Raw genomic sequence first — 26102 nt, 5'->3', positions numbered from 1 at the left:
ATACCCATACATAATGGTATGATTGGTATATTGGCAAGTTTTGCTATTAAACTATTCCACCATGACTTACACCACCGTTCAGAGCCGGAGGTGTAATCATGGTGGTTTTTTTCGTGTTTTCGGCTATAAAAGGGGGAAATATTATGAGCGATTCAAATATTACTATAAAAATTAATGGTTTGGACTATACAGCAAAAACCGGATCAACAATACTGGAAGTTATCAATCAAAATGAGATAGCTCATCCACAAATTTGTTATGTTCCTGAAGTAGATCCGATCCAAACATGTGATACATGTATCGTAGAAGTAAATGGGAAACTCGTCCGATCCTGCTCGACAGCGGCAGTGAGCGGCATGGATATTGCCTTAGACTCAAGCAAGGCAAAAGAAGCCCAAACCGAAGCTATGGACCGGATCCTGGAAAATCATTCTTTATACTGTACAGTATGTGATAATAATAATGGAAATTGTAAACTTCATAACACCGCAGAATTAATGGAAATTGAACATCAAAAATATCCTTACACACCGAAAGTGAAATTGGGTGACGTCGATATGTCCCATCCTTTTTACCGCTATGATGCTAATCAATGTATTGCATGCGGACAATGCGTAGAAGTCTGCCAAAACCTTCAGGTCAATGAAACGCTATCCATTGACTGGGAAGCAGATCGCCCTCGGGTAATATGGGATGAAGGAACAGATATTAACAACTCATCTTGTGTCGGTTGCGGACAGTGTGTAACCATTTGTCCTTGTAATGCATTAATGGAGAAATCAATGCTTGGTGAAGCTGGTTTCATGTCAGGTTTGAAAAACGACATGCTTGAGCCAATGATTGATCTTGTTAAAGAAGTAGAACCTGGCTACAGTGGTATATTTGCCATTTCAGAAATTGAAGCAGCAATGCGAGACACTCGGACGAAGAAGACAAAAACAGTCTGTACGTTCTGTGGGGTAGGCTGCTCATTCGAAGTTTGGACAAAAGGCCGAAAAATCCTTAAAGTCCAACCAACTCATGAAGGCCCTGTTAATGCGATTTCCACTTGTGTTAAAGGGAAATTCGGTTGGGACTTCGTAAACTCTGAAAAACGGTTAACTAAGCCCCTAATTCGTAAAAATGGACAATTTGTTGAATCAAGCTGGGATGAAGCACTTGATTTAATTTCATCTAGATTAGGTTCAATCAAACAACAGCACGGAGGTAATTCTGTAGGTTTCATTTCTTCATCTAAGATTACGAATGAAGAAAACTATGTAATTCAAAAACTAGCACGTCAAGTTTTCGAAACGAATAACGTCGACAATTGCTCCCGTTACTGTCAATCTCCAGCAACAGATGGATTGTTCCGTACAGTCGGCATGGGTGGAGATGCTGGAACGATTAAAGATATCGCCGCTGCAGGTCTTGTCATTATCGTTGGGGCAAACCCGGCTGAAGGCCATCCTGTACTAGCAACACGCGTTAAGCGGGCACATAAGCTTCATGGTCAAAAACTGATTGTTTCAGATCTTCGTAAAAATGAAATGGCAGAGCGTTCTGATATCTTTATGAGACCAAAGCAAGGTACGGACCAAGTATGGCTAATGGCCGTTACAAAATATATGATCGATCAAGGTTGGCATGATCAAGAATTCATCAGTGAAAATGTGAACTTCTTCGACGATTATAAAGAGATACTTAAAAAATATACCTTAGAATATGCAGAACTAAACACAGGGATTTCAAAAGAAACACTAATTCAAGTAGCCGAAATGATTCGTGATGCTGACGGGACTTGTATTCTTTGGGGAATGGGTGTAACACAAAACACTGGAGGTTCCGATACTTCCGCTGCGATTTCCAACCTTTTACTAGCTACAGGAAACTACCGTCGTCCAGGGGCTGGAGCTTATCCGCTTCGCGGTCATAACAATGTACAAGGTGCTTGCGATATGGGTACACTTCCAACATGGCTTCCAGGATATCAGCATATTTCTGATGATGTAGCACGTGCTAAATTCGAAAAAGCATATGGAGTAAAAATTGATGGAAAACCAGGTATGAACAATATCGAAATGCTTCACGCTATTGAAAAAGGCGATATGAAAGCAATGTACCTTGTCGGTGAAGATATGGCACTTGTCGATTCCGATGCCAACCACGTCCATAAAGTGTTATCAAGCTTAGATTTCTTTGTTGTTCAAGATATTTTCCTTTCTAGAACAGCTCAATATGCAGACGTCGTATTACCAGGAGTACCATCTCTTGAAAAAGACGGAACGTTCACTAATACAGAACGTCGCGTACAGCGTTTATACCAAGCACTGCCTACTTTAGGAGAAGCTAAAGCAGACTGGTGGATCACCCAAGAAATTGCTAAACGTTTAGGAGCGGATTGGAACTTCAATCATCCAAGTGAAATTTATGCGGAAATGGCGAGCCTGTCTCCAATATTCAGCGGAGCGAATTATGAAGTCCTTGAAGGCTGGAACAGCTTCCTATGGGGAAGCCATGATGGAACTAGCACACCGCTTCTTTATGTGGATGGCTTCAACTTCCCTGATAAGAAAGCCCGTTTTGCTCTATCTGATTGGGTGGAGCCTGCTCAGTTCCCAGAGGAATATGATCTTCATATCAACAATGGACGTATGCTTGAACATTTCCATGAAGGAAATATGACGAATAAATCCAATGGAATTCAATCTAAAGTTCCTGATATATTCGTTGAGGTTTCTCCTGAGCTTGCAAAAGAACGTAAAGTCAATGACGGCGGACTCGTACGCTTAGTGTCACCGTTCGGAGCCGTTAAATTAAAGGTTCTTATCACAGACCGAGTACAAGCAAATGAGCTTTTTCTACCGATGAACTCAGTTGACAAAGATTCAGCCATTAATTTCCTGACAGGTCCTGTGTATGATAACCGTACAAGCACGCCTGCTTATAAACAAACGATGGTTCGCATGGAAGTATTAAATAAAAGCGGAGACACTCCATTACCGGGATCTAATCCACGGAATAAAAAACGTCATCCTCAAAAAGGTGTTGAGGTAGAACGTAAGTGGGCTCGTCCAGGGTATGTTCACTTAACGGATAAATAATTAAAGGAGGGTGAAGCTCATGGCAGCTCCAATTACGGAAATCCATAACCCTATAACAGAGGAAGAAATAAAGCTACAAAAACTCGAAGAACTAAAAACGCTTGTCACCAACAATGAGGATGTGTTGAACAATATGTTTAAAATCCTCGGTGAACTTAATGAATCAGGTGTCCTTGAAGCTGCGAATTCCATGCTTCAAGGAAAAGAACAAATTGCAAAAATCGCTCTTCAACAAGTCACAAGACAACCTGTAACCAATTTAATCAATACCCTTATGGGAGCAACAGGAGCTTTGATGAACGCTGATGCCGCACAATCTACAAAACTACTTAACAGTGCACTAGCAGGAGTCGATGAAGCCAACAAATTCCTACAGACCGATAAGAAAATTGGTGTAATGAATTTAATGAAAACATTAAATGACCCAGATATAAATCGAGCAATCGGTTTTGGCATCCATTTCCTAAAAGGAATGGGTAAGGAACTAAAAGAATAGATTTAGAACCTTTTTTACAAGTGACTATCCCTAAAAGTCAGCTTTCTCTCAACAAATAGATTAAGACTTAAAAGAAGTTCATCCTTCTTTTGAGTCTTTTTTCTATCATGCACGACGATATTGAAAACAAAAGGATGGATGAAATGCTAACACATGAAAAAGTCATGGATGCTTTGAAACATGTCGAAGATCCTGAATTGCATAAAAGTATTGTAGAGTTGAATATGGTTAGAAATATCAAAATCGACGGAACCCATATCCAGTTAGAAGTAGTCTTAACCATTCAAGGTTGTCCTTTAAAAGCGAAAATTCAGGAAGATATTGAAAACTCGCTAAAAGCCATCGGTGCTTCAACTGTGTCTTTAGAATTTGGCTCGATGACTAAAGAAGAACGAGAAGCCTTGACGAAATTACTAAAAAGCAATGCAACCACTGAAACGGGTATGCCTAATATGCTTCGCCCTGATTCAGGTGTGACCTTCATTGCCGTTACAAGCGGGAAAGGAGGCGTTGGAAAATCAACTGTTACGATTAATCTCGCAGTCTCTTTAGCACGAATGGGCAAACGTGTGGGCATTTTAGATGCTGATATATATGGCTTCAGCGTCCCAGCAATGATGGCAATTACCCAAAAACCAACAATGATTGACCAAACCGTCATTCCCGTTGTCAGTCATGGTGTGAAGGTCATGTCCATGGGATTTTTTGCAGCAGATGATAATCCTGTTATGTGGCGGGGACCTATGCTTAATAAATGGATAAAAAACTTCCTTGTGAACACGCATTGGGGAGAACTGGATTACCTGCTGCTTGATTTACCTCCTGGAACTGGAGACGTAGCCATCGACGTAGCGGCAATGATCCCTCAAGCTAAGGAAATCGTTGTAACCACTCCACATAACGTCGCCTCTTTTGTCGCTTCAAGAGCAGGTGCAATGGCCAAACATACTAAACATGAAATCTTGGGTGTCATCGAAAACATGGCATATTTTGAAGAACAGGACGGATCGAGGAATTACCTGTTTGGAAAAGGTGGCGGGGCCATTTTGGCACAACGACTTGAAACTGAAGTAATTTCTACCATCCCATTCTCAAACCGCAAAGAAAATAACGACGCCTCTGTCTTTGATGAAGAATCGTACGTTGGAGAAACCTTTACATCTTTAGCAGAAGATATTATCAAACAAGCATAATTGAACAGAGGTTGACTCTTAAGAGTCGTCCTCTTTTTTTACTCATTAAAAGACAAGCTGTATACTCTCCCCTTATTCGCCCCCCTACTTGTTAGATTCAATGATTGCAATATTCTCGCAGCACTAGCAGAAGATGAAACAAGTAAAAACTCCCTCAATTGACGATTGATTTATAGTCGAGAGTTATAGCGGATACACTTCCGGAACTTGTTAATGGAATGAATAAGACGAGAATTTACTCAATTTTGCCGATATCGAGCGGCAAATCCTTGCGAGGGGCAGGTCCTCTCCTTTGTCTATTAAACCTTGCACAGGAGCAGGAGCACCTGGAAGAATTCGGAATAAAACTTTCCAAATACTTTGCCTGTAAAATCCGGTTTCTGTTCTAACCCCGATTGTAAGAATGAGGAATTATCAACTTTACGCTATTTCTCTAGAGTGTATTTTTAATAATGGACCCTTTATTTGCGTTACCGTTTGTTCAAAAGAAGTAATTATCTTATAAAAATTCGACCTATATGGAATTTAATTCGATAGTTATTCCTTTTTATATCACATATAATAAAACGAAAAAGAGCAATTAGCTCATATTTGCTCTTTCCATACAAAAATAGCCATATTTAGTCAGTAAGGAGATAAAAATATGAATGTTGTACATATTTGTTTTGGTGATTCTGCTTATGGGAGTTTAAAAAATATTTTTCAAAAAAGTAATGAACACCAAAACCAACAAATTATTTGTATTAATGAAGATTTTTCAATAGGTCCTATTTATAAATTAGAATCTATTGAAGGGCTACACGAAAGAAAACAATGGCTGAAAGAAGTGTTAACAAAAACAGGACCAACCTCAGATACAGACTACTTAGATTGGATTGAAACAATCCTTAAAAGTAATTCACGAATCGCAATTGAAGTTCCGAGTAATAGCAGAGTAATCTTATGGCATGGTGACAATACTTCTGATGAAATCGGTTTAAGATTTGTATTATTTTTACTTCAAAATAAACATATTCAATTTGAAGAGGTCGATGTTACAGAGTACAGCCACCATATAGAATACAAAGTACGTGACTTACAGGACAAAGAAATTTCATATGTGATAAGAAGTTTAGGTGAAATGCCTCCAAAACTGATTTCAGATGCTCTACAAATGAAAAAAAGCATGTCTCATATAAAAATTAAAGATTTAATAAGTGACTGGAAAAAATGGTCTCAAACGAAAGACGTATTAAGAATATTATTAGATGGAAAACTAGTAGCTGTATCTGAAGATTATTATGATGGATCTATCTTAAAAAATATTTCAAATGAATATCAAAGTGCAGCCCGAGTTGTTGGAGAAGTAATGGGGGAAAGTGACCAATGTATTGGTGATACGTATTTAGCTTTCCGAATATACCAATTGATTCAGCAACAAAAATTAAGTTATCAAGGAAATCTGGGATCTTTAGGAAAATTGAAGATTCGATTATCTTAAATAGTAGAACTTAAAGAAGATGACCCCTGTTAAATACAGGAAATCATCTTCTTTGTGCTGCATGCTTATAGATTGTTGTTATTCGTTCTGGCTTCGATTAACATTCTAGTAAAGCATTAGGCGGTATGTGTTTAATATTGCTGAAAAAACTAAGTTCAAGATAAGAATCTTTTGTTAATTTGTATTTGTCCCTCCGCCATTCAATCCTTCTTTAATCAGCTCGTTGACTTTACTGTTCCAGAGCATTCCCACGTGGTCTACACCGCTAATTTGAACGTTTTTCGCTCCCTGAAGTATTGAAAGCGAAGTGGGTACAACATAGTCGTTGGTACTGTAAATCGAAGTATAACGGATTTTACGGGTAGGATCTGTACCTACGGGAGCTTTCGATGTTACAAATTTGTTTGGAGAACCCAACGTTACCACATCGTTTACCTTGCTTCCGCCGCCATTGAGGAGAATATAAGTCAGGGTATTGATGCCTCCCGCGCTGTGTCCAATAATATCAACCTTACTCTTTCCTGTTTTCTTTAACACTTCATCTACATAAGGAGCTAGCTGTCTTGCATTATTCAAGCTATTACCCGATTTATCCACCATTTCGATGGCATACAGTTCATTATCGGACCAGCCTTGTGCTTTCAGGTAGTTCTTAATGCTGTTAAAGTTTCCGCTATTACCGCCGGCTCCGTGAATGAAGATAACTGGATCATGGCTGTTTGTCTGTGCTTTGGAATCAGAAGGCTGAATAGTAACAACAGAAAAAATAATGGCCATGCATGCAATTATTGAAAGTAGCAATCTCTTATTTTTCATTATTTCCCTCCTATGTGTTTGTCTGCTTTTTTGTTACGTTAATTGTCATACATTTTGGAGGGTGAAACAACCGGCAACTTTTTGTAACACTGGTTACTGCTGGTATTTAACTGGTAAATAAGAGAAAAACTACTTCGCCTATGGCCCTGTAAAATACAGAAATCATCTTTTTTGTGCCGCCTAGTCCTTTTTTCAAATAACCTTTACAAAGGGGACACTTCATTTAAATTTATCCTTTATACTTTTGAACAAATGGTAATCTTTTCTATTATTATTTATATGCAAATAAGGGTAACAGCCCTAATTGACCATTGTTTTCTTTCTTCTTGTAGCGTCAGGAAAATGCGGATTTACAACGTTAAGGAAATGCCAATATAAAAAGCCCAATTTCTCAGCATTAAAATTGAGGAATTGGGCTTTTTTCGTTACTTGTTCCTACTTTACACTCTTACTTGTAAGAGAATAACTTTAATGGTCCTTTTAATTTTCATCATTTACGGATTCCAATGTTTATTAATAATATGGATGAATGATTTAGAATCATTGCACTTTGTACATTAAATAAATTTGATTTGCAATATAATCTGAACTAAAATGAAGCCCCTTCGTTATCCACCACATGATGATGCCTACCAATGAAGCTGTTTTAATATCAACCGCGACATAGTCAGCAGGTAAATCCTTTTTGGTATTCTTTCTTCTTGTTTCTACTAGTTGCTTTAAAAATAAAAACAATTGCTCCTCAAATTGATTCATTTTAAATATAATAAGTAAATAATTTCGATGGATATATAAATAATCAAGAAATTGTGTTAGCTTTTGTTTTTCTGATAAATCTTTTGCATGTATTAAATCAACAATTTTATTAGAAAGCTCATTTGAAATCTCGTTGGTGATTTGCGTTAGTAAATCTTGAATATCTTGATAATGTAAGTAAAATGTTGTCCGATTTAATTCTGCTTTGGCTGCGACTTTCTGAACCGTTAAGTTTGAAATGGCGGGGTCCTCACATAAAAGAGAAAAGACGGCATTTTTAAACATTTCTCTTGAACGAATTGTACGAGGATCTTCTTTTTTAGGTGTAGACATTTTTAACCCCCTTATAGATTTTCCTTTTACTTTCTCAACATCATATATGTTTTATGTCGAGTAGTGAACATTTTAAAAAAAACTGTTCATGGTCAAAGAATATATATCTTGTTACTATTGATTTTATCGACACGGTGTCGATAATTCAAGTCTAGAATAAAGGAGTTTATGAATGCAGAAGAAAATAGCGGAAAAAAATAAAAAAATCTTATTAATGGTCCTGATTGCTGGCTGTTTTTTATCAACATTAAATCAAACACTATTAAATGTAGCAATGAGTAATTTTATGGAGGTATTTCATGTTACGGCTGCAACTGTACAATGGCTATCAACAGGCTTTATGCTCGTAAACGGTATTTTAGTGCCGATTACTGCGTTTTTAATGAAACGTTTTACAACAAGGCAGCTGTTTATTAGCTCGATGTTCTTTTTGTTCATGGGGACTGTGCTATGTGCCTGTGCCATGAACTTTAGCATTCTGTTAACAGGAAGAATGATTCAAGCAATTGGGGCAGGAATTATTATGCCACTAATGATGACGGTTATTTTGTATTTATACCCTAGTGAAAAGCGTGGAAGTATTATGGGAACTATCGGCTTTGCCATAATTTTTGCCCCAGCCATCGCTCCAACAATATCTGGCTTTATCATTGAATATGTATCATGGAGATGGCTATTTATTGGATTAGCTCCAATAGTATTAATCGTCATTATTCTGGCTTTTAAATATTTAATGAATGTTGCAGACACAACAAAAGCAAAATTAGATATCGTAAGTGTCATTTTATCAACGATTGGCTTTGGTTGTATTTTATTTGGATTTAGTAGTGCAGGAAGCAAAGGATGGGCACATCCAGTTGTTATTACAACAATCATCATCGGAATAATCGTTACAACTCTATTCTGTTTACGTCAAATAAAGTCTAACGATCCATTATTAAATTTATCCGTATTTAAGTATAAAATTTTCACTCTTACATCAGTCATTAACATACTCATTACGATGATTATGTATGCCGATCTAATTCTTTTACCAATTTACTTGCAAAATGGACGAGGTTTTACCGCATTTGAATCAGGTCTACTTCTATTACCTGGAGCCGTGATTAATGCCTTCTTATCACCTATCACAGGTAAAATGTATGATAAATACGGGGCGAAGCCACTCTTTATTACAGGTTTAGTATTTATCATTATTTCGATGTGGGGTGCAATTGATTTGACCGAATCCACAACTTATATGTATTTAATGGTTCGTACCATTATTTTACGAATTGGATTAAGTTTCATTTCGATGCCTTTAAATACAGCAGGGTTGAATGCTTTACCCAGAGAATTGGGTTCACATGGTTCAGCAGTAAATAATACCATTCGCCAATTAGCAGGTGCTATAGGAACAGCAGTTATCATCACAGTGTATACAATTCAAGCAACTTCGCATGCTTCTCAGTTATCCATTGAAAATGGAGACATTTCAGCTATACAACTAGCGAAATTATCTTCTATCTTCAGCTCAAGTGACGCCTATGTATTTATGTTATTCGTATCTTTTGTAGCATTAATTTTTGCATGTTTAATGCCTAAAAAAGTAGCCATTCAAAAATACGAAAGTGAATCACATAACTAAAATAGCCAACATTATTATTTAGTGTATTTAAAATGAAAGCATATCTGAGAAATCTCAGATATGCTTTGTTATTTTTCAGATATTACAATTCCATATAATTCATCTCGGAGTAGGTAATTTTAATGGTGACTTTTTACATCATATATCTACTTTAGGATGGGATCATATTAATTTACGGAATTAATTCAGAGAAAATGATCACACTATCTTTATTTTAAATAATCTAACTTTGTTTTAAATGATCAATCTTTTTTATAAAACCACAATAAGTGAGTTAACGTTAACTTTGTGGAAGCATATTATTGCACAACAAAAAAGGAAGCATAACCCTGCATTTTATGAAAAGTTACGCTTCCTGTTATATAAAAATAAAAAACCACCAATATATGTATTGGTGGAGACGGTGGGAGTCGAACCCACGTCCAGACATAACGGCACTTAAGCTTCTACGAGTGTAGTCGATATATTCGCATTTCGCGAACTCATTAGCCTATCGACAGGCGGCAGAGCAGCTAGTCTGATTGGTCTCTTCCTTCATCCTCAGACGGTGGATTCCGGCGTATCCCACTTAGAGTGAGTCCCTTACCCTACCACGTGGGCCATGGAGGGAGGAACAGCTATCGACTGTTGTTACGCAGCGAAAGCTAGGTTGTTGTTTTGTTTGCCAGTTATAGGCGTTGACGTTTTAACGAGGCCGATCCCCTCGACTCGCAACTTAAGCTCGAACTATCCCTGTCGAATCCGTAACGTCCCCATGATTAAAATGGAGCGTACGAGAAAAGAATAGTCAGCAAGTTGTGCTGATATTCAGTTGTCATCGGTACAGGATTAATTATAACAGATTCATTAAAAAAATCAATTGTAAGGTCTTGGCAGTTCTACATCTTCTGTCTGTCGCGGAAAGCACGTTCAATATCACGTTTCGCTTCCTTCTTCTTCAGGTCTTCACGCTTGTCATATTGTTTCTTCCCTTTACCCAGCCCAATTAAAACCTTGGCAAAGCCATTTTTCAAATACATTTTCAAGGGTACAATTGTGTATCCTGTTTCTTTCGTTTCCCCAATAAGCTTATTAATTTCCTTTTTGTGCAGGAGAAGTTTTCGTGTCCGTAATGGATCATGATTATAACGGTTTCCTTGCTCATAAGGACTGACATGCATATTATGTAGATACAATTCGCCGTTTTCAATTTTGGCAAAGGAATCCTTTAAATTGGCTTTTCCAGCCCGAATCGATTTGATTTCTGTCCCTTGCAAAACAATTCCTGCTTCAAAGGTATCTTCAATAAAGAAATCATGAAATGCTTTTTTATTTTGTGCTAATTGCTTCCCTGAGCCTTTTGGCATCTAACTCTCCCCTTTATCATCCAATCAGGGAGAGGATGACTGGATCATCCTCTCTCCTCAATCTTATCTCTTTTTAGGTTTTCTTTTGCGCTTAGCAGCTGGCGCATTTTCAAAGAATTTTTTCTTCTTTTTCGGTTTTCTTTCTGAAGAAGACGAATCACTATTGCGATTGCCTCCACGGCTTCCGCCTTTGCTTTCGTTACGGCCCGAATTACCACCGCGGCCTCGTTTACGCTCACCTGAATTAGCCTTGAATATTTTCTTCTCCCCAGAAGGACGAGGACGGCTAACTTTCATGCCGATGATTTCAAAATCAATGGCCCGTTCCTCTTTATTCACGTTGGAAACACGTATGTCTATCTCATCGCCAATCCGGAATACCTTACCTGTTCGTTCCCCGATCATCGCAAGCTGACGCTCATCAAAGCGGTAATAATCATCCGTCATAAAGCTGACATGAACAAGCCCCTCAATGGTATTCGGCAGCTCAACAAACATCCCGAAGTTCGTAACAGATCCAATGATACCGGTGTATTCTTCACCAATTTTATCAAGCATGTACTCTGCTTTCTTCAAATCATCGGTTTCCCGCTCAGCATCGACTGAGCGACGTTCGCGCTTCGACGTATGATCGGCAATCTCAGGTAAAATGGCATTCCACTTTTCCTTGGTAGCTTGATCTAGTTTACCCTCCACCAAATAGGTCCGAATTAAACGATGCACGATTAAATCCGGGTAACGGCGTATCGGTGATGTGAAATGGGTATAAAACTCAGCTGATAAGCCAAAGTGGCCCAAACTCTCCGGATCATATTTAGCCTGTTGCATTGAACGAAGCATTACCGTTGAAATAACCGTTTCTTCCGGTTTTCCAGCAACAGCCTCAATGATTTCCTGTAAAGCCTTTGGATGAACATCATTTGCCGATCCTCGAACAATATATCCGAAGTTCGTAATGAATTCAAAGAAACGCTGCAGTTTTTCAGGTTTCGGATCCTCGTGAATACGGTAAATGAAAGGTACATCGAGACGATGGAAATGCTCTGCAACAGCTTCGTTAGCTGCAAGCATGAACTCTTCAATCAGCTTTTCCGCAACTGATCTTTCACGTAATACAACTTCAGTCGGATGTCCTTCTTCATCCACAATGACTCTCGCTTCATTAAAATCAAAGTCGATTGCACCGCGGTTCATCCGCTTTTTACGAAGAATGGCCGCTAACTTCTCCATGTCCTGGAACATAGGTACCAGCGCTTCATATCGTTCGAGTTGTTCTTCATCTTTGTCCACAAGAATTTTGTTCACATTGCCATAAGTCATTCGTTCCGTCGTTTTAATGACACTTTCAAAAATTTCATGATTGACGACATCGCCATTTGGCGTGATTTCCATTTCACACGATAGTGTAAAACGATCAACTTGAGGGTTCAAAGAACAAATCCCATTCGATAAGCGATGCGGAATCATAGGAATAACCCTGTCCACCAAATAAACGCTCGTACCTCTTTCAAGAGCTTCCTTATCGATCGGTGAACCTTCCTTCACATAATGGCTTACGTCAGCAATATGTACACCCAACTTGTAATTGCCATTTTCAAGTTTAGAAACCGTAACAGCATCATCCAAGTCCTTCGCATCCGCTCCATCTATCGTTACTAATACATCATTACGCAAATCCCTGCGGTTGCCAATTTCACTTTCTTCAATGGTATCCGAAACGGCATTAGCTTGCTCCATGACTTCTTCAGGGAACTCCATTGGCAAACCATATTTATGAATTACTGACAGAATATCCACGCCAGGGTCATTCTTATGCCCAAGAATTTCAATGACTTCTCCTTCTGCACTTACACGTCCTTCAGGATAAGAAGTCAGCTTAACTACAACCTTATGACCCTCTACCGCTCCATGAGAAGCATGCTGTGGAATGAAAATATCATTCGCAATTTTTTTATCATCTGGGATGACAAAACCAAAACTTTTACTCTCGGAGTATGTACCGACTACTTGTGTAATTCCGCGTTCAAGTATTCTAATAACTGTACCTTCTTGTCTTGAGCCGGATGTTTCTGAAGAAACACGGACCATGACGATATCTCCATGCATTGCTGTACCTGTTTCATTTGGCGGAATGAAAATATCATCCATTCCTGGATTATCTTCAGGTGTAACAAATGCGAAGCCCTTAGCATGTCCTGTTAATTTACCGCGAAATAAGTTCATTTTTTGCGGCAGACCGTAACGATTGCTTCTCGTTCTGACTACCAATCCCTTTTCTTCCATCTTAACTAGCGCCTTCACGAAATTCTTGAAGTCTGCTGAGTCTTCGATTTTTAGAGCCTCTTCAAGTTCTTGTACTGTTAATGGCTTATACGCTTCGTCTGTCATATACGTCAGAAGCTTATTTATGTGTTCTTGAATGTTATCTTCCATAAAACCCCTCCTATTCAGGGTATGATAATTTTGTTATTCGGACCAATCCAGACTTTCTAAAAATTCAAATACATCTTCATGCAACTGGTTACGTTCTTTATCAAGGGTTATGACATGACCGGATTCTTCATACCACTTGATTTGTTTAACAGGTGATTCGATAGCTTCATAAATAATATCGGCACTTTTCGGATTGATTACATCATCATGCCGACCCTGCACGACAAATGTCGGCGTGTAGATATGATCGACGTGCTCTCGTACATCAGTTATCAATTCCTGAAGAGCTTTCAATGTATTCATAGGTTTGTCAGCAAAGCGGTCCATTTCCTGCTCTATTTGTTCTTGTGTTTTCCCTTCGTACTTCTTAAATTCTCTGGCGTACTCCAATACTCCTTTATACATCATTTCTTCACTTTTAATATACATAGGCGCACACATTGATACGATACCCTTTATAGGTACAGTGTAACCTAATTTCAGAGAAAATACGCCTCCTAATGAGAGTCCAGCAACAGCAATTTCTTCATGGCCTTTGCTTTTTAAAAAATCATAGGCCATCATGACATCTTTCCACCAATCAGCAGGACCCGTTTTTACCAATTCCTCTGGTGGCACACCATGTCCTTTATAGTGTGGAGCATGACAGGTGTATCCCTGTTTCTCCAAGTATCGGCCAAGCATACGTACATCTGCAGAATTTCCCGTAAATCCGTGTAAAAGTAAGACAGCTCTTTTTCCGCCTTCAAAAGTAAAGGGCTGTTGCAGCTTGATTTTCATGATTATAAGCTCCTTTATTTGTAAATAGCATCCAAAAAAATTTCTGTATTTTATCATTAAGTGCTAAAATTACTATATCTATACATACAACTATAGTGCAAAGAAAAAAGCCTAGCTATTTAGCTAGACTCATTTTTGATCCATTACACATCAAAGAATGCAACAAGTAAAGTTAAAGCAAAGAATAAAACAGCTAATACTATCGTTGCCCGATGTAAAATTAGGTCTAAGCCGCGTGCTTTTTGTTTTCCGAATAACTGCTCAGCACCACCGGCAATCGCACCTGATAAACCTGCACTTTTTCCTGATTGAAGCAATACCGTCACAATAAGAGCGATACTAACAATCACTAAAAGCGTTATGAGAATTGCATGCATGCAATTACACCTCCTGAAGGACCAATACAATTAATTTAACTTTACCACACCCAATAAATATCTACAATCTTTGTTATGATTTTATGGTAAGAACTTCTAAACATTTATAGTCATTGATTTCTTTTTGAATCAAAGTTTGAGATAATTTACATAAAGAGAAGAAAGAGGTGTCACCATGTTTAAGTCCATACTTCGGATTCTTGATCTCCTGACCATCCTATTCTCGGCGGTTGCCGGTTATTCTTTATGGACAGGCGGTAGCAACCTTATGAGTGTCCTGTTAATCATCCTATCACCGCTTTTATTGCTGCTTGCCAAGTATCACGGAAACCGTTACTTATTATTTGCTGCATATATCACGACAACTATTTATTTTACTGCTATTATTTATAATGGACTTTCCAATAGCAGTGTCGACTTTTTCCAATCAAGCTTTCATGTACTTCTAATTGGGGCAGCAGCTGTTTTACTGAGTATCGTAGCCGCAGTTATTGGGTTTGGAACTAATACCCTTACGATTCTCTGGCTATCGCTACACGCCCTAGTCACATTTGAGACAATCAGAATGTCATCTGGTTTCCTTTCGCACTTTTGGTCTACACCAGTCGTGGAAGCCGCAGTCCGTAATGATTATCCTTTTTTGTTGATGGTAGTCTGGATTGGATTATTTCTGGATAAATATCAGAGTGAATTAACAAGGGACTATTTATCCCGGTAATATTGTAAAAACTTTATCTTTGGAAATCTTATTTTAAAAGCAAGGGGCCTTTCATATGTTAAAACCTATATTTGCAGCAACTGCTCTTTCAACTTTTATTCTATTAGCTGGATGTTCATTCGACCTATCCAACGATGATAAAAAAGAGCAAAAAGAAGAACAGCCGATCTCCCAAGATACGGAGACAGAAACTAATGAGAAAAGTGATTCAAATGAATCGGCCCAACGCCAGGTAGAAGTCGATACGACTGTTAAACCCGCACAGAAAGGGCTTCAGACATTGGCCGAACCGGAAAGCATACCTGTCCTTGTCAATAAACAATACAGTCTGCCGGAAGATTACAAACCTGACGATCTTTTCTATCCAAAAGTAGATTTCATCTTTCAAGATAAAATTGAAAAAAGAATGATGCGAAAAGAAGCAGGAGAAGCTCTTGAAAAAATGTTCCAAGCTGCTGAAAAAGAAAACATGCATTTAGCTGGCGTCTCTGCCTACCGCTCACACCAAACACAAATCTCTATCTTTAATAACTATGTGAAAAGAGATGGGGAAGAAAAAGCTAAAACCTACAGTGCTCTGCCCGGAACAAGCGAGCATGAAACAGGTCTAGCTATTGATGTTACGACCCATGATGGTGCATGCGCTGCTCAAGACTGCTTCGGCGACACAAATGAAGCTACCTGGCTGGCCGAACACGCCCATGAATACGGATATATTATCCGCTATCCAAAAGGCAAGGAAAGCATCACAGGCTATAAATACGAACCATGGCACATCCGCTATGTTGGTGTTGATACCGCTGCTGAAATTTTTGAAACTAATAGTACATTAGAAGAATTCTATAATGCAGTTCCCGTACAAGCTGTAACGGATAATTAAAAAAAGGTGCCCAGATGCGGCACCTTTTTTTGGATGAATTCGATTTAATCAAACGTTTGATTAAATCTATTTATCAGGCTTGAACCCAATGTTATTAAGGTTTTCATTAAAAAGCTGGCTCAGTATTATCGTCTTTCAACGAATTTTAGAGTCAGCCTTTTTTAGAAGATTACTTCTTCAAGTTATAGAAAGATTTCAAGCCGCAAGATCACCAAGCTGGTCTTCAATGCGAAGAAGTTGGTCGATTGCATGTGATTTCATGAAATCCACCTAGTTCCCTTTGCCAAATCTATTAAGGTCAATTGAAATAAAAAAGAAGAAGATTTTCATCTCCTACTTTATTAAGTAATCATCATTATACAAAAACTATATACGCGTCTCTTTTTCCATTTAACAAAGTCAAAATGTATTTAAAAACTTCATCAGGTTTAATATCTTTAATAGAAACATATATTAATGTGTCACCAAATTCTTTTTCCACTAGATAATATTCTTTCCAGTTATTTATTTCTATCATGAACTCCTTCAAAAATCCTTTATAAACATAAAAAACCTCCTATTTAAATGTGGATTACCACATTTAAATAGAAGGTCAAAAGCATTAATCTGTACTAATTAAATCTGCTTCTCGTCAGAAGCGGACTTCAAAATGATTACTTCTTCAAGTTATAGAAAGATTTCAAGCCACCATATACAGCCAAGTCACCAAGCTGGTCTTCGATGCGAAGAAGTTGGTTGTATTTAGCGATACGGTCTGTACGAGACATAGATCCGGTTTTGATTTGCCCTGCGTTTGTTGCAACAGCGATGTCAGCGATTGTAGCATCTTCTGTTTCACCTGAACGGTGGGAAACGACTGCAGTGTAACCAGCGCGTTTTGCCATTTCGATCGCATCAAACGTTTCAGTTAGTGTACCAATTTGGTTCACTTTGATCAGGATGGAGTTGCCGATGCCTTTTTCGATGCCTTCAGCCAATTTTTTCGTGTTAGTTACAAATAAATCGTCACCCACTAATTGAACTTTTGAACCTATGCGTTCAGTTAGAAGTTTGTGTCCATCCCAGTCATTTTCATCCAAGCCGTCTTCAATAGAAAGAATCGGGAATTCATTCACTAGCTCTTCATAGAAAGCAACCATTTCTTCGGATGTTACTCCATTGCGGCCTTCGCCTGCAAGATCGTATTTGCCTGTTTCTTTGTTATAGAATTCAGATGAAGCTACGTCCATACCAAGGTAGATATCTTCGCCAGCTTTGTAGCCTGCTTTTTCAATTGCCTCGATAATGACTTGTAACGCTTCACGGTTTGAACCAAGGTTTGGCGCAAATCCTCCTTCATCACCAACAGCCGTGTTCAGGCCTTTAGCAGAAAGAACAGATTTTAAGGCATGGAATACTTCAGCACCCATACGAACTGCTTCTTTGAAGCTAGGAGCACCGACAGGAAGAATCATAAATTCCTGGAAGTCGACATTGTTATCGGCATGTGATCCACCGTTAATGATGTTCATCATTGGAGTTGGAAGTTGTTTCGCATTGAACCCTCCAAGGTAACGATACAATGGTAAACCGGAAAATTCCGCAGCAGCATGGGCTGCAGCCATTGATACACCAAGGATTGCATTTGCTCCCAAGTTTCCTTTGTTTTCTGTACCATCTAGTTCAATCATGGTAAGGTCAAGGCCTGCTTGGTTTGTTACATCCAAACCGATGACAGCTTCAGCAATGATCTCATTTACATTATCAACTGCTTTTTGTACCCCTTTACCCAGGTAACGAGATTTATCTCCGTCACGAAGCTCAACTGCTTCGTGTTCTCCTGTGGAAGCACCTGATGGTACAATTGCTCGTCCGAAGTATCCGGACTCTGTTTGGATTTCTACTTCTACTGTTGGATTACCACGAGAATCTAGCACTTCGCGTGCATATACATGTTCGATGTACGGCATTATAAATCTCTCCTTTTCCAATTCACAATTTTATTTAGATAATAGGGATTTCCCTGTCATTTCAACAGGTTTTTCGACTCCAAGCAAATCAAGCATCGTTGGAGCTAAATCACCTAGGATACCACCTGTTCTTAATGTTACCTGATTTTTAGTGATAATGACAGGCACAGGATTTGTTGTATGGGCTGTCATGGGGTTGCCTTCAAGCGTTACAACTTCATCAGCATTCCCATGGTCAGCGGTTATGATTGCTGTTCCGCCTTTTGAGACGATTAGATCGACAATTTTACCTAGGCACTCATCCACGGTTTCAATCGCTTTAATAGTCGGCTCCAGCATCCCTGAATGGCCGACCATATCCGGGTTGGCAAAATTCAAAAGAATAGCATCAAAGCGGTCCGCCTCAATTTGTTCCAACAACGCATCCGTCACTTCATAAGCACTCATTTCTGGCTTTAAATCATATGTAGCAACTTTCGGAGAATTAATTAAAATTCTCTCTTCTCCAGGAAACTTCTCTTCACGTCCGCCGCTCATGAAAAATGTCACATGAGGATACTTTTCAGTTTCAGCAATGCGAAGCTGGGTTAGTTGATTTTGAGAAAGTACTTCCCCTAATGTATTATCAAGATTTGTTGGCTTAAAAGCAACATATCCGTCAACTGTTTCTGAAAAATGTGTCAAGCAGACAAAATGCAGGTTATTCGGATGACCAGGACCACGGTCAAATGATCGAAAATCCTTATTCGTAAACGTATTTGAAATCTGAATTGCCCGGTCTGGACGGAAGTTATAAAAAATAACCGCATCATCATCTTTTATTGTCGCTACCGGTTTCCCATCTTCCGCTGTAATGACTGAAGGTATCACGAACTCATCAAAAATACCATGTTCGTAAGAGTCTTCTACACATTCCATCGCAGAAGGGTAAGCAGGTCCATCACCGTACACCATTGAACGATAGGATTTTTCCACACGCTCCCAGCGTTTATCACGGTCCATGGAATAATATCGTCCGGATATGGTCGCGAACTGACCAACACCAATTTCCTTCATTTTCGCTTCCGCATCCTTAATATAACCTTGTGCCGTTTTCGGTCCAACATCCCGTCCATCTAAAAATGCATGAACATATACGTTTTTAACTCCTTCTTTAGCCGCCAATTTCAGCAGGGCATACATATGTTCAATATGACTGTGCACACCGCCATCTGAAAGGAGACCAAAAAGATGAAGGTCTGTACCTTTTTTCTTGGTATGGTTCATGGCATCAAGAAAAGTTTGGTTTTCTGCAAACTCTCCTTCACGAATTGCTAGGTTCACCCGGGTCAGACTTTGATAAACGATCCGTCCGGCCCCTATATTCAAGTGACCCACTTCAGAGTTCCCCATTTGACCAGCAGGCAAGCCGACAGCTTCCCCGCTTGCAGTTAAATGGGAATGCGGATACTGGTCCCAATAACGATCAAAGTTCGGTTTTTTTGCATGAAAAACAGCATTTCCTTCTTCTTCATTTCGGCAACCAAAACCGTCTAAGATGATAAGTGCCACAGGCGACTTACTCATAGTGACCAGCCTCCAGCAATTGTAAAAAGGAATCGGTTTTCAAGCTTGCCCCGCCTACCAATGCACCGTCAATATCAGGCTGTGCCATGTACTCTTTGATATTCTCAGGCTTCACACTGCCGCCGTACTGAATGCGGATGGCTGCCGCTGCTTCGTTAGAAAACTTATCAGCAACAACTGAGCGGATATGTGCACAAACTTCATTTGCATCCTGAGCAGATGAAGATTTCCCTGTTCCAATCGCCCAAATCGGCTCATAAGCAATAACAGCTTGTTTCAATTGGTCATCAGATAGCCCCGCAAGGCCTTTTTCAATCTGGCTACCAACGAAATCATTCGTTTCTCCAGCTTCCCTCTGCTCTAGTGTTTCACCACAACAAATGATAGGCGTTAACTGATTTGCAAAAGCAGCATGAGCTTTTTTATTTACGGCTTCATCCGTTTCATTGAACATTTCCCGGCGTTCAGAATGACCAAGAATGACATATGATACACCAAGATCAGCCAAAGCAATTGGACTGATTTCTCCTGTGAAGGCACCACTCTCTTCAAAGTGCATGTTTTGCGCCCCGATTTTCACATCGGTTCCTTTTGCTGCTTGAACAAGTTGATCCAAAAATAAAGCTGGAGCACATACAACTGAATCGATTAAATCTTGCTTCGGAATCAAATTGCTCACTTCTTCTAAAAAGGCAGTCGCTTCAGATAGTGTTTTATTCATTTTCCAGTTTCCTGCAATAATCGGTTTTCGCATTTGGTTTCTCATCCCTTCTAAAGTTGATATTTTTAACGGTTCACTCTTATTTATCGTTCAAGGCTACTACTCCAGGAAGCTCTTTGCCTTCCATGAACTCAAGAGAAGCACCGCCACCAGTTGATATATGGGACATCTTTTCTGCTAAGCCAAACTTTTCAGCAGCTGCAGCAGAATCCCCTCCGCCTACAATGCTGTAAGTATCTTTTGCTTCCGCCAATGCTTCAGCAACAGTTCTCGTTCCATTCGCAAATTTATCGAATTCAAATACACCCATTGGTCCATTCCAAATTACTAGCTTAGAGCCCTTGATTACATCTGCAAATAATTCACTTGTTTTAGGTCCAATATCAAGCGCCATTTTATCATTTGGGATAGCATCAATATCGACATTCTGGGCTTGTGCATCAGGTGAAAATTCTGCTGCTACAACAGCATCAATTGGCAAATGCAGTTGTACGCCTTTTTCTTTCGCACTCTCAATGAAAGATTTAGCCAGCTCGATTTTGTCTTCTTCTAATAAAGAATTACCGATTTCATGACCTTGTGCTTTAATAAATGTATAACCTAATCCACCACCAATAATCAAGTGATCGACATTTTCCAACAGGTTCTCGATAACACCTATTTTATCCTTTACCTTTGCTCCCCCAATTATAGCTGTAAAAGGACGTTCTGGATTGGATAGAGCTTTTCCTAATACCGCAAGCTCTTTTTCCATTAACAATCCAGCAACAGCAGGAAGATGATGGGCTATCCCTTCCGTTGAAGCATGTGCACGGTGCGCAGCTCCGAATGCATCATTTACATAAACATCAGCCAATGCAGCAAATGACTTCGCTAATTCAGAATCGTTCTTCTCCTCACCAGGATAGAAACGAACGTTTTCCAATAATAGAATCTCGCCATTTCCCATGTTATCAATGATTGATTGAACTGACTCCCCGTAAGCTTCTTCAGCCTTTTGTACATCTTTGCCACTAAGTTCACTTAGTCTTTCCGCAACAGGAGCTAGGCGTAATTCTTCAACAACTTGTCCCTTTGGACGACCAAGGTGGCTGGCTAAAATAACTTTAGCACCTTGTTCTGTCAGATAGGAAATCGTCGGCAGTGCAGCTTTGATTCTCGTATCATCCGAAATCTTTCCGTCCTGCATCGGAACGTTGAAATCAACACGGCAAAATACGCGTTTCCCCTTTAATTCAATATCTCTAATCGACTTTTTATTCATAATCCAAGAACCCCCTTAGATATTGTTAACATATTTTTGATTCTTTTAGTCAAAAAGGGAGAGGGTAAATATCCCAACTCCCCTTTTCTCTTTTTCATTATAGTCGGTTTCCAGGAAATTATCCAAAAACAAGAAATGTAAACGCTTGACTGTTTAATGACTTACTAATAATATCATCTTCTGCCAAGTTTTTTTAGAGGTGTTATTAAAAAAACCTCACCTTGGTGAGGTTTTTTTAATATTCTAATTACAATCCTTTTTTAGCCAAATAGTCGATTAAATCTACAACACGGCTAGAATATCCTGTTTCATTATCATACCAAGATAATACTTTTACCATGTTTCCTTCCATTACCATCGTGGAAAGAGCATCAATTGTAGAAGATGATGCGTTACCGTTATAGTCTCCTGATACTAGAGGAAGTTCGCTGTAATCAAGAATTCCTTTTAGTTCTCCTTCTGATGCCTTTTTAAATGCTGCATTTACTTCTTCAGCTGTTACATCTTTTTCAAGCTCTGCAACAAGGTCGACTACAGATACGTTTGGAGTAGGTACACGCATTGCCATACCATTCAATTTCCCTTTAAGTTCAGGAAGAACAAGTGCAACAGCTTTTGCTGCCCCAGTTGTTGTAGGAATGATATTTTCAGCCGCTGCACGTGCTCGACGATAATCTTTATGAGGCAAATCAAGGATTTGCTGATCATTTGTATAAGAGTGAACTGTAGTCATCATACCGCGTTTAATTCCGAATTGTTCATGAAGCACTTTAGCAAATGGAGCTAAACAGTTCGTCGTACAAGAAGCATTTGAAATAACGTGGTGGTTTTCTGCATCATATTTGTCTTCGTTTACACCCATAACGATCGTGATATCTTCATCAGATGCAGGAGCTGAAATAATAACTTTTTTCGCGCCAGCTTCTAAATGTTTAGCAGCATCGGAACGTTTTGTAAAACGTCCTGTAGATTCTACAACTACTTCTACTCCTAGTTCTCCCCATGCTAACTGTGCAGGATCACGTTCAGCCAATACTTTAACTTTATGGCCATCAACAACTAAGTAATCCCCATCCACTGTTACTTTTTCATTAAGAGAGCCATGAATTGAATCATATTGCAGAAGGTGCGCTAACATATTAGCATCTGTTAAGTCGTTAATAGCTACAATATCTACCTCAGGATTACTCAATGCTGCCCGAAATACATTACGTCCAATACGTCCAAAACCATTAATTCCAACTTTTACTGTCATGAAAAATTCCTCCTTTTAAGTTCGCAAATATATTAAGGGGTATAATTCCCCTGAATTAACTCTTGTGCTGCCGCTTCATCCGTGATTAAAACCGTCGATGAAGGTGCGCCTTTCATATATGAACGGATTGCTTTTGCTTTAGTTTTCCCACCTGCTACAGTAATCACTCGCTTTTCAGGGCTAAGATCATCTAATTGAATGCCGACAGTCAAAACTTTATGAACAACTTTTCCGTTTTCATCGTAATAATAACCGAATGCTTCTCCTACAGCATTTCCATCAATCAGCTTCTTTAGCATTTCTGGTGTAGAATTTCTTCTTTTAGCCATTGCCAAAGCATCACCAATTCCATGGATAATCATATCGGCTGACTTGATTTGGGAAATAACTTCTTTAATTGCAGGTTCTTTCATAAAGGAAGCATATACCTCACCGCTTAATTGATCAGGTACATATAACACTCGGTACGAGGAATGCGTCTTATGTGCCATTTTCTCTACAATGGTATTAGCTTGATTCTGTACAGCTTCACCAATTCCGCCGCGAGCAGGGACAAATGTCAATTTCCTTGACGCTGCATCAGGTGACAAAGAATTAGCTACTTCGGCCATTGTTGATCCACCTGTAACAGCAATGGTATTCTTTGATTCCCACTCTTGTTTCATACGGTTTGCACATGCTTTGCCCAATTCTTTTTTTACCCATGGAATTTCATCACAATTACCAGAGACTATGATGACTTCATCAACTTGTAATATGTCCTGCAACTTCCGTTCCATTATGTCTATACCCATTACTTCACGCATTATTCCTTCTAACTTATCCAGGATCTCCATCCCTTCATCAGTGAGAGTCATTCCAGAACTGAATATATTTATCAGGTTCTGACTTTTCAGAAAATCAACCTCACCTCTTAGCGTCCGCTCCGTCAAATTAAGGCTAACTGCCAGACTTCGCCTTCCAACTGGCTGCATCATTTTGATATAACGCAGGATATCATATCTTTTTTGCATAACCATAAGGAAATCAGGTAATAATTTTCTTTGTACCTCGAGTAATGTACGCATGTTTAAAACTCCTAAAAGTTAAAGTTGGACACTTTATGTCCCGTATAGTCATTTAATGTCCCACTTAAAACAAAAAAATATTCCTGCTACATATTTTATTCTAGCAGGAACGGAATGTTTCTTCAAATGATTTGAAAAATTATTTTTCCACAAGCCTATTTAAAGCTGATTTATCAACATTTCCGAATTGAATTATATTACCTTTCCATTCTATAACAGGAATCATAAGCCCGAACTTTTCAAGTAAAGCATCATCAGAATAGATATCAATTTCCGTATATACTATACCTGATTCAAATTTAATCTCTTCAAGAATCTGTTTGGCCTTTTCACATAATGGACATTTTTCCCTGCTGTATAAAACAAACACATTTGATTCCAAATTACTCATCCTTTTCAATCATATCTTTTTCGTTTAGATGAAGAAGGAATCCCTAATTGTTCCCGGTATTTGGCGACAGTTCGACGTGCCAGAATAATTCCATTCTCCTCTTTTAATCGTTCAGCCAAGTCCTGGTCAGAAAGCGGCTTTTGTTTATTTTCACTATTGATCGCTGCCTGGAGGCTTTTTTTTGCTTGCATGCCCGACATATCTTCATCAAGGCCGACAGATTGTAAAGAAGTAGTGAAAAATATCCGCATCTCTATCGTACCAAATGGTGTCTGCACGTATTTCCCTTTAACAGCCCGACTTACTGTGGACTCATGTATGCCAAGCTCGTCGGCGATTTCTTTCATGGTCATCGGCTTTAAATAATTTAAACCGTGATGAAAGCAAGCTGGCTGTTTTTCGACTATACACTGAATAACCTTCAATATAGTCTCTTTTCTCTGTTGAATCCCTCTTGAGATCCATTGGTATTCTTGCCACTTATCCTGGATAAAACGTTGCACTCCCTGGTCCTTATGACTCTTCATTCTGTTTAAATACCCTTTATCCACATTAAGATTAGGTGTGTTACCATCAAAATTCCCGACAAGCAGGATTCCGTCACGAACTTCCACGACTACATCCGGCACAATATAGGATGGTTTTTCCTGAAAAAAGAGTGAAGCAGGACGCGGATTCAATGTCTGGACATAATCAAAAACTTCTTGAATCTCCTTCATTGTAGCGCCAATTTTTTTACTTAAGTCTTTCCACCGCTTTTCAGCAAAATCGAGGAAATGGTTTTCTATGATCGATTCTGCCAGCAGATTCACACCTTCTGCTTTTACCTGAAGTAAAAGACATTCTTGAAGATTCCTCGCTGCAAGCCCATGCGGCTCGAGTTGCTGTAAAAGTCGTAGGCTCTCATCTAAAACGGCTGAAGATATCCCCGGAACACATATATCTTCCAGCTGGATTCGCAAGTAACCGTTTTCATCAAGGTTATGAATTAAGAGCAACATCGCCTTCTGATGCTCACCAGAAAGTTGCTGGTGATTCACTTGCGACATGACATGCTGTTCAAGTGAAAGGGTATCTTCACTGATTTGTTCAATCCAATAATTAGCATCATACGTATTTTTAAGAGTTCGTTTACCCTTTTTCCGGTCAAGGGTTGGCTGAAACAAAGCAGATGTTGGCTGATCTAGGGACAGTAATGGATTTTCCACCATTTTATTTTCTAAAAAAGCGGAAAGCTCTTGTGCGGAGTACTGCAACAATGTAATAGCTTGCATCAGCTCCTGGGTCATTGCCATTTTTAATGTTTGCTGTTGAAAAAGTCCTGCTTTCATATTCATACTCATCGATTCATCCCTCCCCTATTTCATTTTACATTATCAGGAGAAAATTCTACACAAAAACCCATGAAAACGCTTACGTTTTTTTCTGAATAGTGTATTTGTTTTAAATACTATATGTCAGGAATGCTATTTTCACAACTACTTTTATTGAGAAATCAACATTTTCTAAGGGTAATGACTATTTTTTTCCAAAATAGGGTGATATTACAGGATTCGATGGAAATTTACGGA

At 38.9% G+C, this 26102-nt stretch carries 22 protein-coding genes and 1 other RNA gene; 7 read left to right on the top strand and 16 right to left on the bottom strand.

Annotated features, from left to right (window positions below; genetic code table 11):
• Positions 1-143: 143 nt before the first annotated feature.
• The 4 genes from fdhF to JFU50_RS11805 all read left to right on the top strand — a co-directional run bounded on the left by fdhF (position 144) and on the right by JFU50_RS11805 (position 6252).
• Positions 144-3083 carry a formate dehydrogenase subunit alpha gene (fdhF, locus tag JFU50_RS11820; RefSeq protein WP_201222677.1) on the top strand — a complete coding sequence of 980 codons (2940 nt, stop codon included), beginning with the start codon at positions 144-146 and terminating at the stop codon, positions 3081-3083.
• A gap of 19 nt (positions 3084-3102) precedes the next feature.
• Entirely contained in the window at positions 3103-3579 is a 477-nt protein-coding gene (locus JFU50_RS11815; RefSeq protein WP_053348631.1) for a DUF1641 domain-containing protein, read from the top strand.
• A 143-nt stretch (positions 3580-3722) separates the two neighbouring features.
• Positions 3723-4772 (top strand): P-loop NTPase, encoded by a 1050-nt coding sequence (locus JFU50_RS11810; protein ID WP_201225064.1) that lies wholly within the window; start codon positions 3723-3725, stop codon positions 4770-4772.
• A 643-nt stretch (positions 4773-5415) separates the two neighbouring features.
• Positions 5416-6252 (top strand): DUF1835 domain-containing protein, encoded by an 837-nt coding sequence (locus tag JFU50_RS11805; protein WP_201222675.1) that lies wholly within the window; start codon positions 5416-5418, stop codon positions 6250-6252.
• A 174-nt stretch (positions 6253-6426) separates the two neighbouring features.
• Here JFU50_RS11805 and JFU50_RS11800 read toward each other — a convergent pair whose 3' ends face one another.
• Together JFU50_RS11800 and JFU50_RS11795 are read right to left on the bottom strand one after the other, a co-directional pair.
• On the bottom strand, positions 6427-7068 hold the full coding sequence (locus JFU50_RS11800) for an esterase/lipase family protein (RefSeq protein WP_201187299.1): 642 nt from the start codon (positions 7066-7068) through the stop codon (positions 6427-6429).
• Between the two features lie 540 nt (positions 7069-7608).
• Positions 7609-8157: a TetR/AcrR family transcriptional regulator gene (locus JFU50_RS11795; RefSeq protein ID WP_201222673.1), complete on the bottom strand. Its 549-nt coding sequence runs from the start codon at positions 8155-8157 to the stop codon at positions 7609-7611.
• A 172-nt stretch (positions 8158-8329) separates the two neighbouring features.
• Between JFU50_RS11795 and JFU50_RS11790 the strand changes: the two genes are divergently transcribed.
• On the top strand, positions 8330-9784 hold the full coding sequence (locus tag JFU50_RS11790; RefSeq protein ID WP_201222671.1) for a DHA2 family efflux MFS transporter permease subunit: 1455 nt from the start codon (positions 8330-8332) through the stop codon (positions 9782-9784).
• Positions 9785-10176: 392 nt separating this feature from the next.
• On the opposite strand, the gene ssrA is transcribed toward JFU50_RS11790, so the two are convergent.
• The 5 genes from ssrA to secG all read right to left on the bottom strand — a co-directional run bounded on the left by ssrA (position 10177) and on the right by secG (position 14720).
• Positions 10177-10538, bottom strand: a transfer-messenger RNA (tmRNA) gene (gene ssrA / locus JFU50_RS11785).
• A 124-nt stretch (positions 10539-10662) separates the two neighbouring features.
• On the bottom strand, positions 10663-11130 hold the full coding sequence (gene smpB / locus JFU50_RS11780; protein WP_053348626.1) for an SsrA-binding protein SmpB: 468 nt from the start codon (positions 11128-11130) through the stop codon (positions 10663-10665).
• 63 nt (positions 11131-11193) lie between these two features.
• On the bottom strand, positions 11194-13563 hold the full coding sequence (rnr, locus tag JFU50_RS11775) for a ribonuclease R (RefSeq protein ID WP_057215845.1): 2370 nt from the start codon (positions 13561-13563) through the stop codon (positions 11194-11196).
• 33 nt (positions 13564-13596) lie between these two features.
• The gene (locus JFU50_RS11770) at positions 13597-14343 is read right to left on the bottom strand and encodes an alpha/beta hydrolase (protein ID WP_056524536.1); all 747 of its coding nucleotides are present in this window, start codon (positions 14341-14343) and stop codon (positions 13597-13599) included.
• A gap of 143 nt (positions 14344-14486) precedes the next feature.
• Positions 14487-14720 (bottom strand): preprotein translocase subunit SecG, encoded by a 234-nt coding sequence (gene secG / locus JFU50_RS11765; protein WP_053348623.1) that lies wholly within the window; start codon positions 14718-14720, stop codon positions 14487-14489.
• Between the two features lie 175 nt (positions 14721-14895).
• Here secG and JFU50_RS11760 point away from each other — a divergent pair, with 175 nt between their 5' ends.
• Entirely contained in the window at positions 14896-15438 is a 543-nt protein-coding gene (locus JFU50_RS11760) for a hypothetical protein (protein ID WP_201187305.1), read from the top strand.
• Positions 15439-15493: 55 nt separating this feature from the next.
• Entirely contained in the window at positions 15494-16318 is an 825-nt protein-coding gene (locus JFU50_RS11755; protein WP_201187307.1) for a M15 family metallopeptidase, read from the top strand.
• A gap of 355 nt (positions 16319-16673) precedes the next feature.
• Here JFU50_RS11755 and JFU50_RS30425 read toward each other — a convergent pair whose 3' ends face one another.
• The 9 genes from JFU50_RS30425 to rpoN all read right to left on the bottom strand — a co-directional run bounded on the left by JFU50_RS30425 (position 16674) and on the right by rpoN (position 25874).
• Positions 16674-16835 carry a hypothetical protein gene (locus JFU50_RS30425; RefSeq protein ID WP_207198792.1) on the bottom strand — a complete coding sequence of 54 codons (162 nt, stop codon included), beginning with the start codon at positions 16833-16835 and terminating at the stop codon, positions 16674-16676.
• A gap of 136 nt (positions 16836-16971) precedes the next feature.
• Positions 16972-18267: a phosphopyruvate hydratase gene (gene eno / locus JFU50_RS11750; protein ID WP_053348619.1), complete on the bottom strand. Its 1296-nt coding sequence runs from the start codon at positions 18265-18267 to the stop codon at positions 16972-16974.
• 30 nt (positions 18268-18297) lie between these two features.
• Positions 18298-19833 (bottom strand): 2,3-bisphosphoglycerate-independent phosphoglycerate mutase, encoded by a 1536-nt coding sequence (gene gpmI, locus JFU50_RS11745; protein WP_201222670.1) that lies wholly within the window; start codon positions 19831-19833, stop codon positions 18298-18300.
• Positions 19826-20587 carry a triose-phosphate isomerase gene (gene tpiA, locus JFU50_RS11740; RefSeq protein ID WP_201188120.1) on the bottom strand — a complete coding sequence of 254 codons (762 nt, stop codon included), beginning with the start codon at positions 20585-20587 and terminating at the stop codon, positions 19826-19828. The genes gpmI and tpiA overlap by 8 nt, the downstream gene beginning before the upstream one ends.
• Positions 20588-20633: 46 nt before the next feature.
• On the bottom strand, positions 20634-21818 hold the full coding sequence (locus JFU50_RS11735) for a phosphoglycerate kinase (RefSeq protein WP_201222669.1): 1185 nt from the start codon (positions 21816-21818) through the stop codon (positions 20634-20636).
• Between the two features lie 247 nt (positions 21819-22065).
• On the bottom strand, positions 22066-23073 hold the full coding sequence (gap, locus tag JFU50_RS11730; RefSeq protein WP_201187312.1) for a type I glyceraldehyde-3-phosphate dehydrogenase: 1008 nt from the start codon (positions 23071-23073) through the stop codon (positions 22066-22068).
• A 32-nt stretch (positions 23074-23105) separates the two neighbouring features.
• Entirely contained in the window at positions 23106-24140 is a 1035-nt protein-coding gene (locus tag JFU50_RS11725; protein WP_201222668.1) for a sugar-binding transcriptional regulator, read from the bottom strand.
• A 139-nt stretch (positions 24141-24279) separates the two neighbouring features.
• Entirely contained in the window at positions 24280-24522 is a 243-nt protein-coding gene (locus JFU50_RS11720) for a glutaredoxin family protein (RefSeq protein ID WP_235566054.1), read from the bottom strand.
• A gap of 14 nt (positions 24523-24536) precedes the next feature.
• Positions 24537-25874: an RNA polymerase factor sigma-54 gene (gene rpoN, locus JFU50_RS11715; protein ID WP_242489040.1), complete on the bottom strand. Its 1338-nt coding sequence runs from the start codon at positions 25872-25874 to the stop codon at positions 24537-24539.
• Positions 25875-26102: the final 228 nt, after the last annotated feature.

Source organism: Peribacillus sp. TH14 (assembly GCF_016651145.1).
Lineage (GTDB): Bacteria > Bacillota > Bacilli > Bacillales > DSM-1321 > Peribacillus > Peribacillus butanolivorans.
The sequence above is the reverse complement of the archived record's forward strand: the minus strand, read 5'-3'. Positions and strand labels throughout refer to the sequence as shown.

What these genes read in the sequence shown, in the direction of transcription:
- fdhF (WP_201222677.1), top strand. Translation starts at nt 144, where the DNA reads ATGAGCGATTCAAATATTACTATAAAAATTAATGGTTTGGACTATACA.
- JFU50_RS11815 (WP_053348631.1), top strand. Translation starts at nt 3,103, where the DNA reads ATGGCAGCTCCAATTACGGAAATCCATAACCCTATAACAGAGGAAGAA.
- JFU50_RS11810 (WP_201225064.1), top strand. Translation starts at nt 3,723, where the DNA reads ATGCTAACACATGAAAAAGTCATGGATGCTTTGAAACATGTCGAAGAT.
- JFU50_RS11805 (WP_201222675.1), top strand. Translation starts at nt 5,416, where the DNA reads ATGAATGTTGTACATATTTGTTTTGGTGATTCTGCTTATGGGAGTTTA.
- JFU50_RS11800 (WP_201187299.1), bottom strand. Translation starts at nt 7,068, where the DNA reads ATGAAAAATAAGAGATTGCTACTTTCAATAATTGCATGCATGGCCATT.
- JFU50_RS11795 (WP_201222673.1), bottom strand. Translation starts at nt 8,157, where the DNA reads ATGTCTACACCTAAAAAAGAAGATCCTCGTACAATTCGTTCAAGAGAA.
- JFU50_RS11790 (WP_201222671.1), top strand. Translation starts at nt 8,330, where the DNA reads ATGCAGAAGAAAATAGCGGAAAAAAATAAAAAAATCTTATTAATGGTC.
- smpB (WP_053348626.1), bottom strand. Translation starts at nt 11,130, where the DNA reads ATGCCAAAAGGCTCAGGGAAGCAATTAGCACAAAATAAAAAAGCATTT.
- rnr (WP_057215845.1), bottom strand. Translation starts at nt 13,563, where the DNA reads ATGGAAGATAACATTCAAGAACACATAAATAAGCTTCTGACGTATATG.
- JFU50_RS11770 (WP_056524536.1), bottom strand. Translation starts at nt 14,343, where the DNA reads ATGAAAATCAAGCTGCAACAGCCCTTTACTTTTGAAGGCGGAAAAAGA.
- secG (WP_053348623.1), bottom strand. Translation starts at nt 14,720, where the DNA reads ATGCATGCAATTCTCATAACGCTTTTAGTGATTGTTAGTATCGCTCTT.
- JFU50_RS11760 (WP_201187305.1), top strand. Translation starts at nt 14,896, where the DNA reads ATGTTTAAGTCCATACTTCGGATTCTTGATCTCCTGACCATCCTATTC.
- JFU50_RS11755 (WP_201187307.1), top strand. Translation starts at nt 15,494, where the DNA reads ATGTTAAAACCTATATTTGCAGCAACTGCTCTTTCAACTTTTATTCTA.
- JFU50_RS30425 (WP_207198792.1), bottom strand. Translation starts at nt 16,835, where the DNA reads ATGATAGAAATAAATAACTGGAAAGAATATTATCTAGTGGAAAAAGAA.
- eno (WP_053348619.1), bottom strand. Translation starts at nt 18,267, where the DNA reads ATGCCGTACATCGAACATGTATATGCACGCGAAGTGCTAGATTCTCGT.
- gpmI (WP_201222670.1), bottom strand. Translation starts at nt 19,833, where the DNA reads ATGAGTAAGTCGCCTGTGGCACTTATCATCTTAGACGGTTTTGGTTGC.
- tpiA (WP_201188120.1), bottom strand. Translation starts at nt 20,587, where the DNA reads ATGCGAAAACCGATTATTGCAGGAAACTGGAAAATGAATAAAACACTA.
- JFU50_RS11735 (WP_201222669.1), bottom strand. Translation starts at nt 21,818, where the DNA reads ATGAATAAAAAGTCGATTAGAGATATTGAATTAAAGGGGAAACGCGTA.
- gap (WP_201187312.1), bottom strand. Translation starts at nt 23,073, where the DNA reads ATGACAGTAAAAGTTGGAATTAATGGTTTTGGACGTATTGGACGTAAT.
- JFU50_RS11725 (WP_201222668.1), bottom strand. Translation starts at nt 24,140, where the DNA reads ATGCGTACATTACTCGAGGTACAAAGAAAATTATTACCTGATTTCCTT.
- rpoN (WP_242489040.1), bottom strand. Translation starts at nt 25,874, where the DNA reads ATGAGTATGAATATGAAAGCAGGACTTTTTCAACAGCAAACATTAAAA.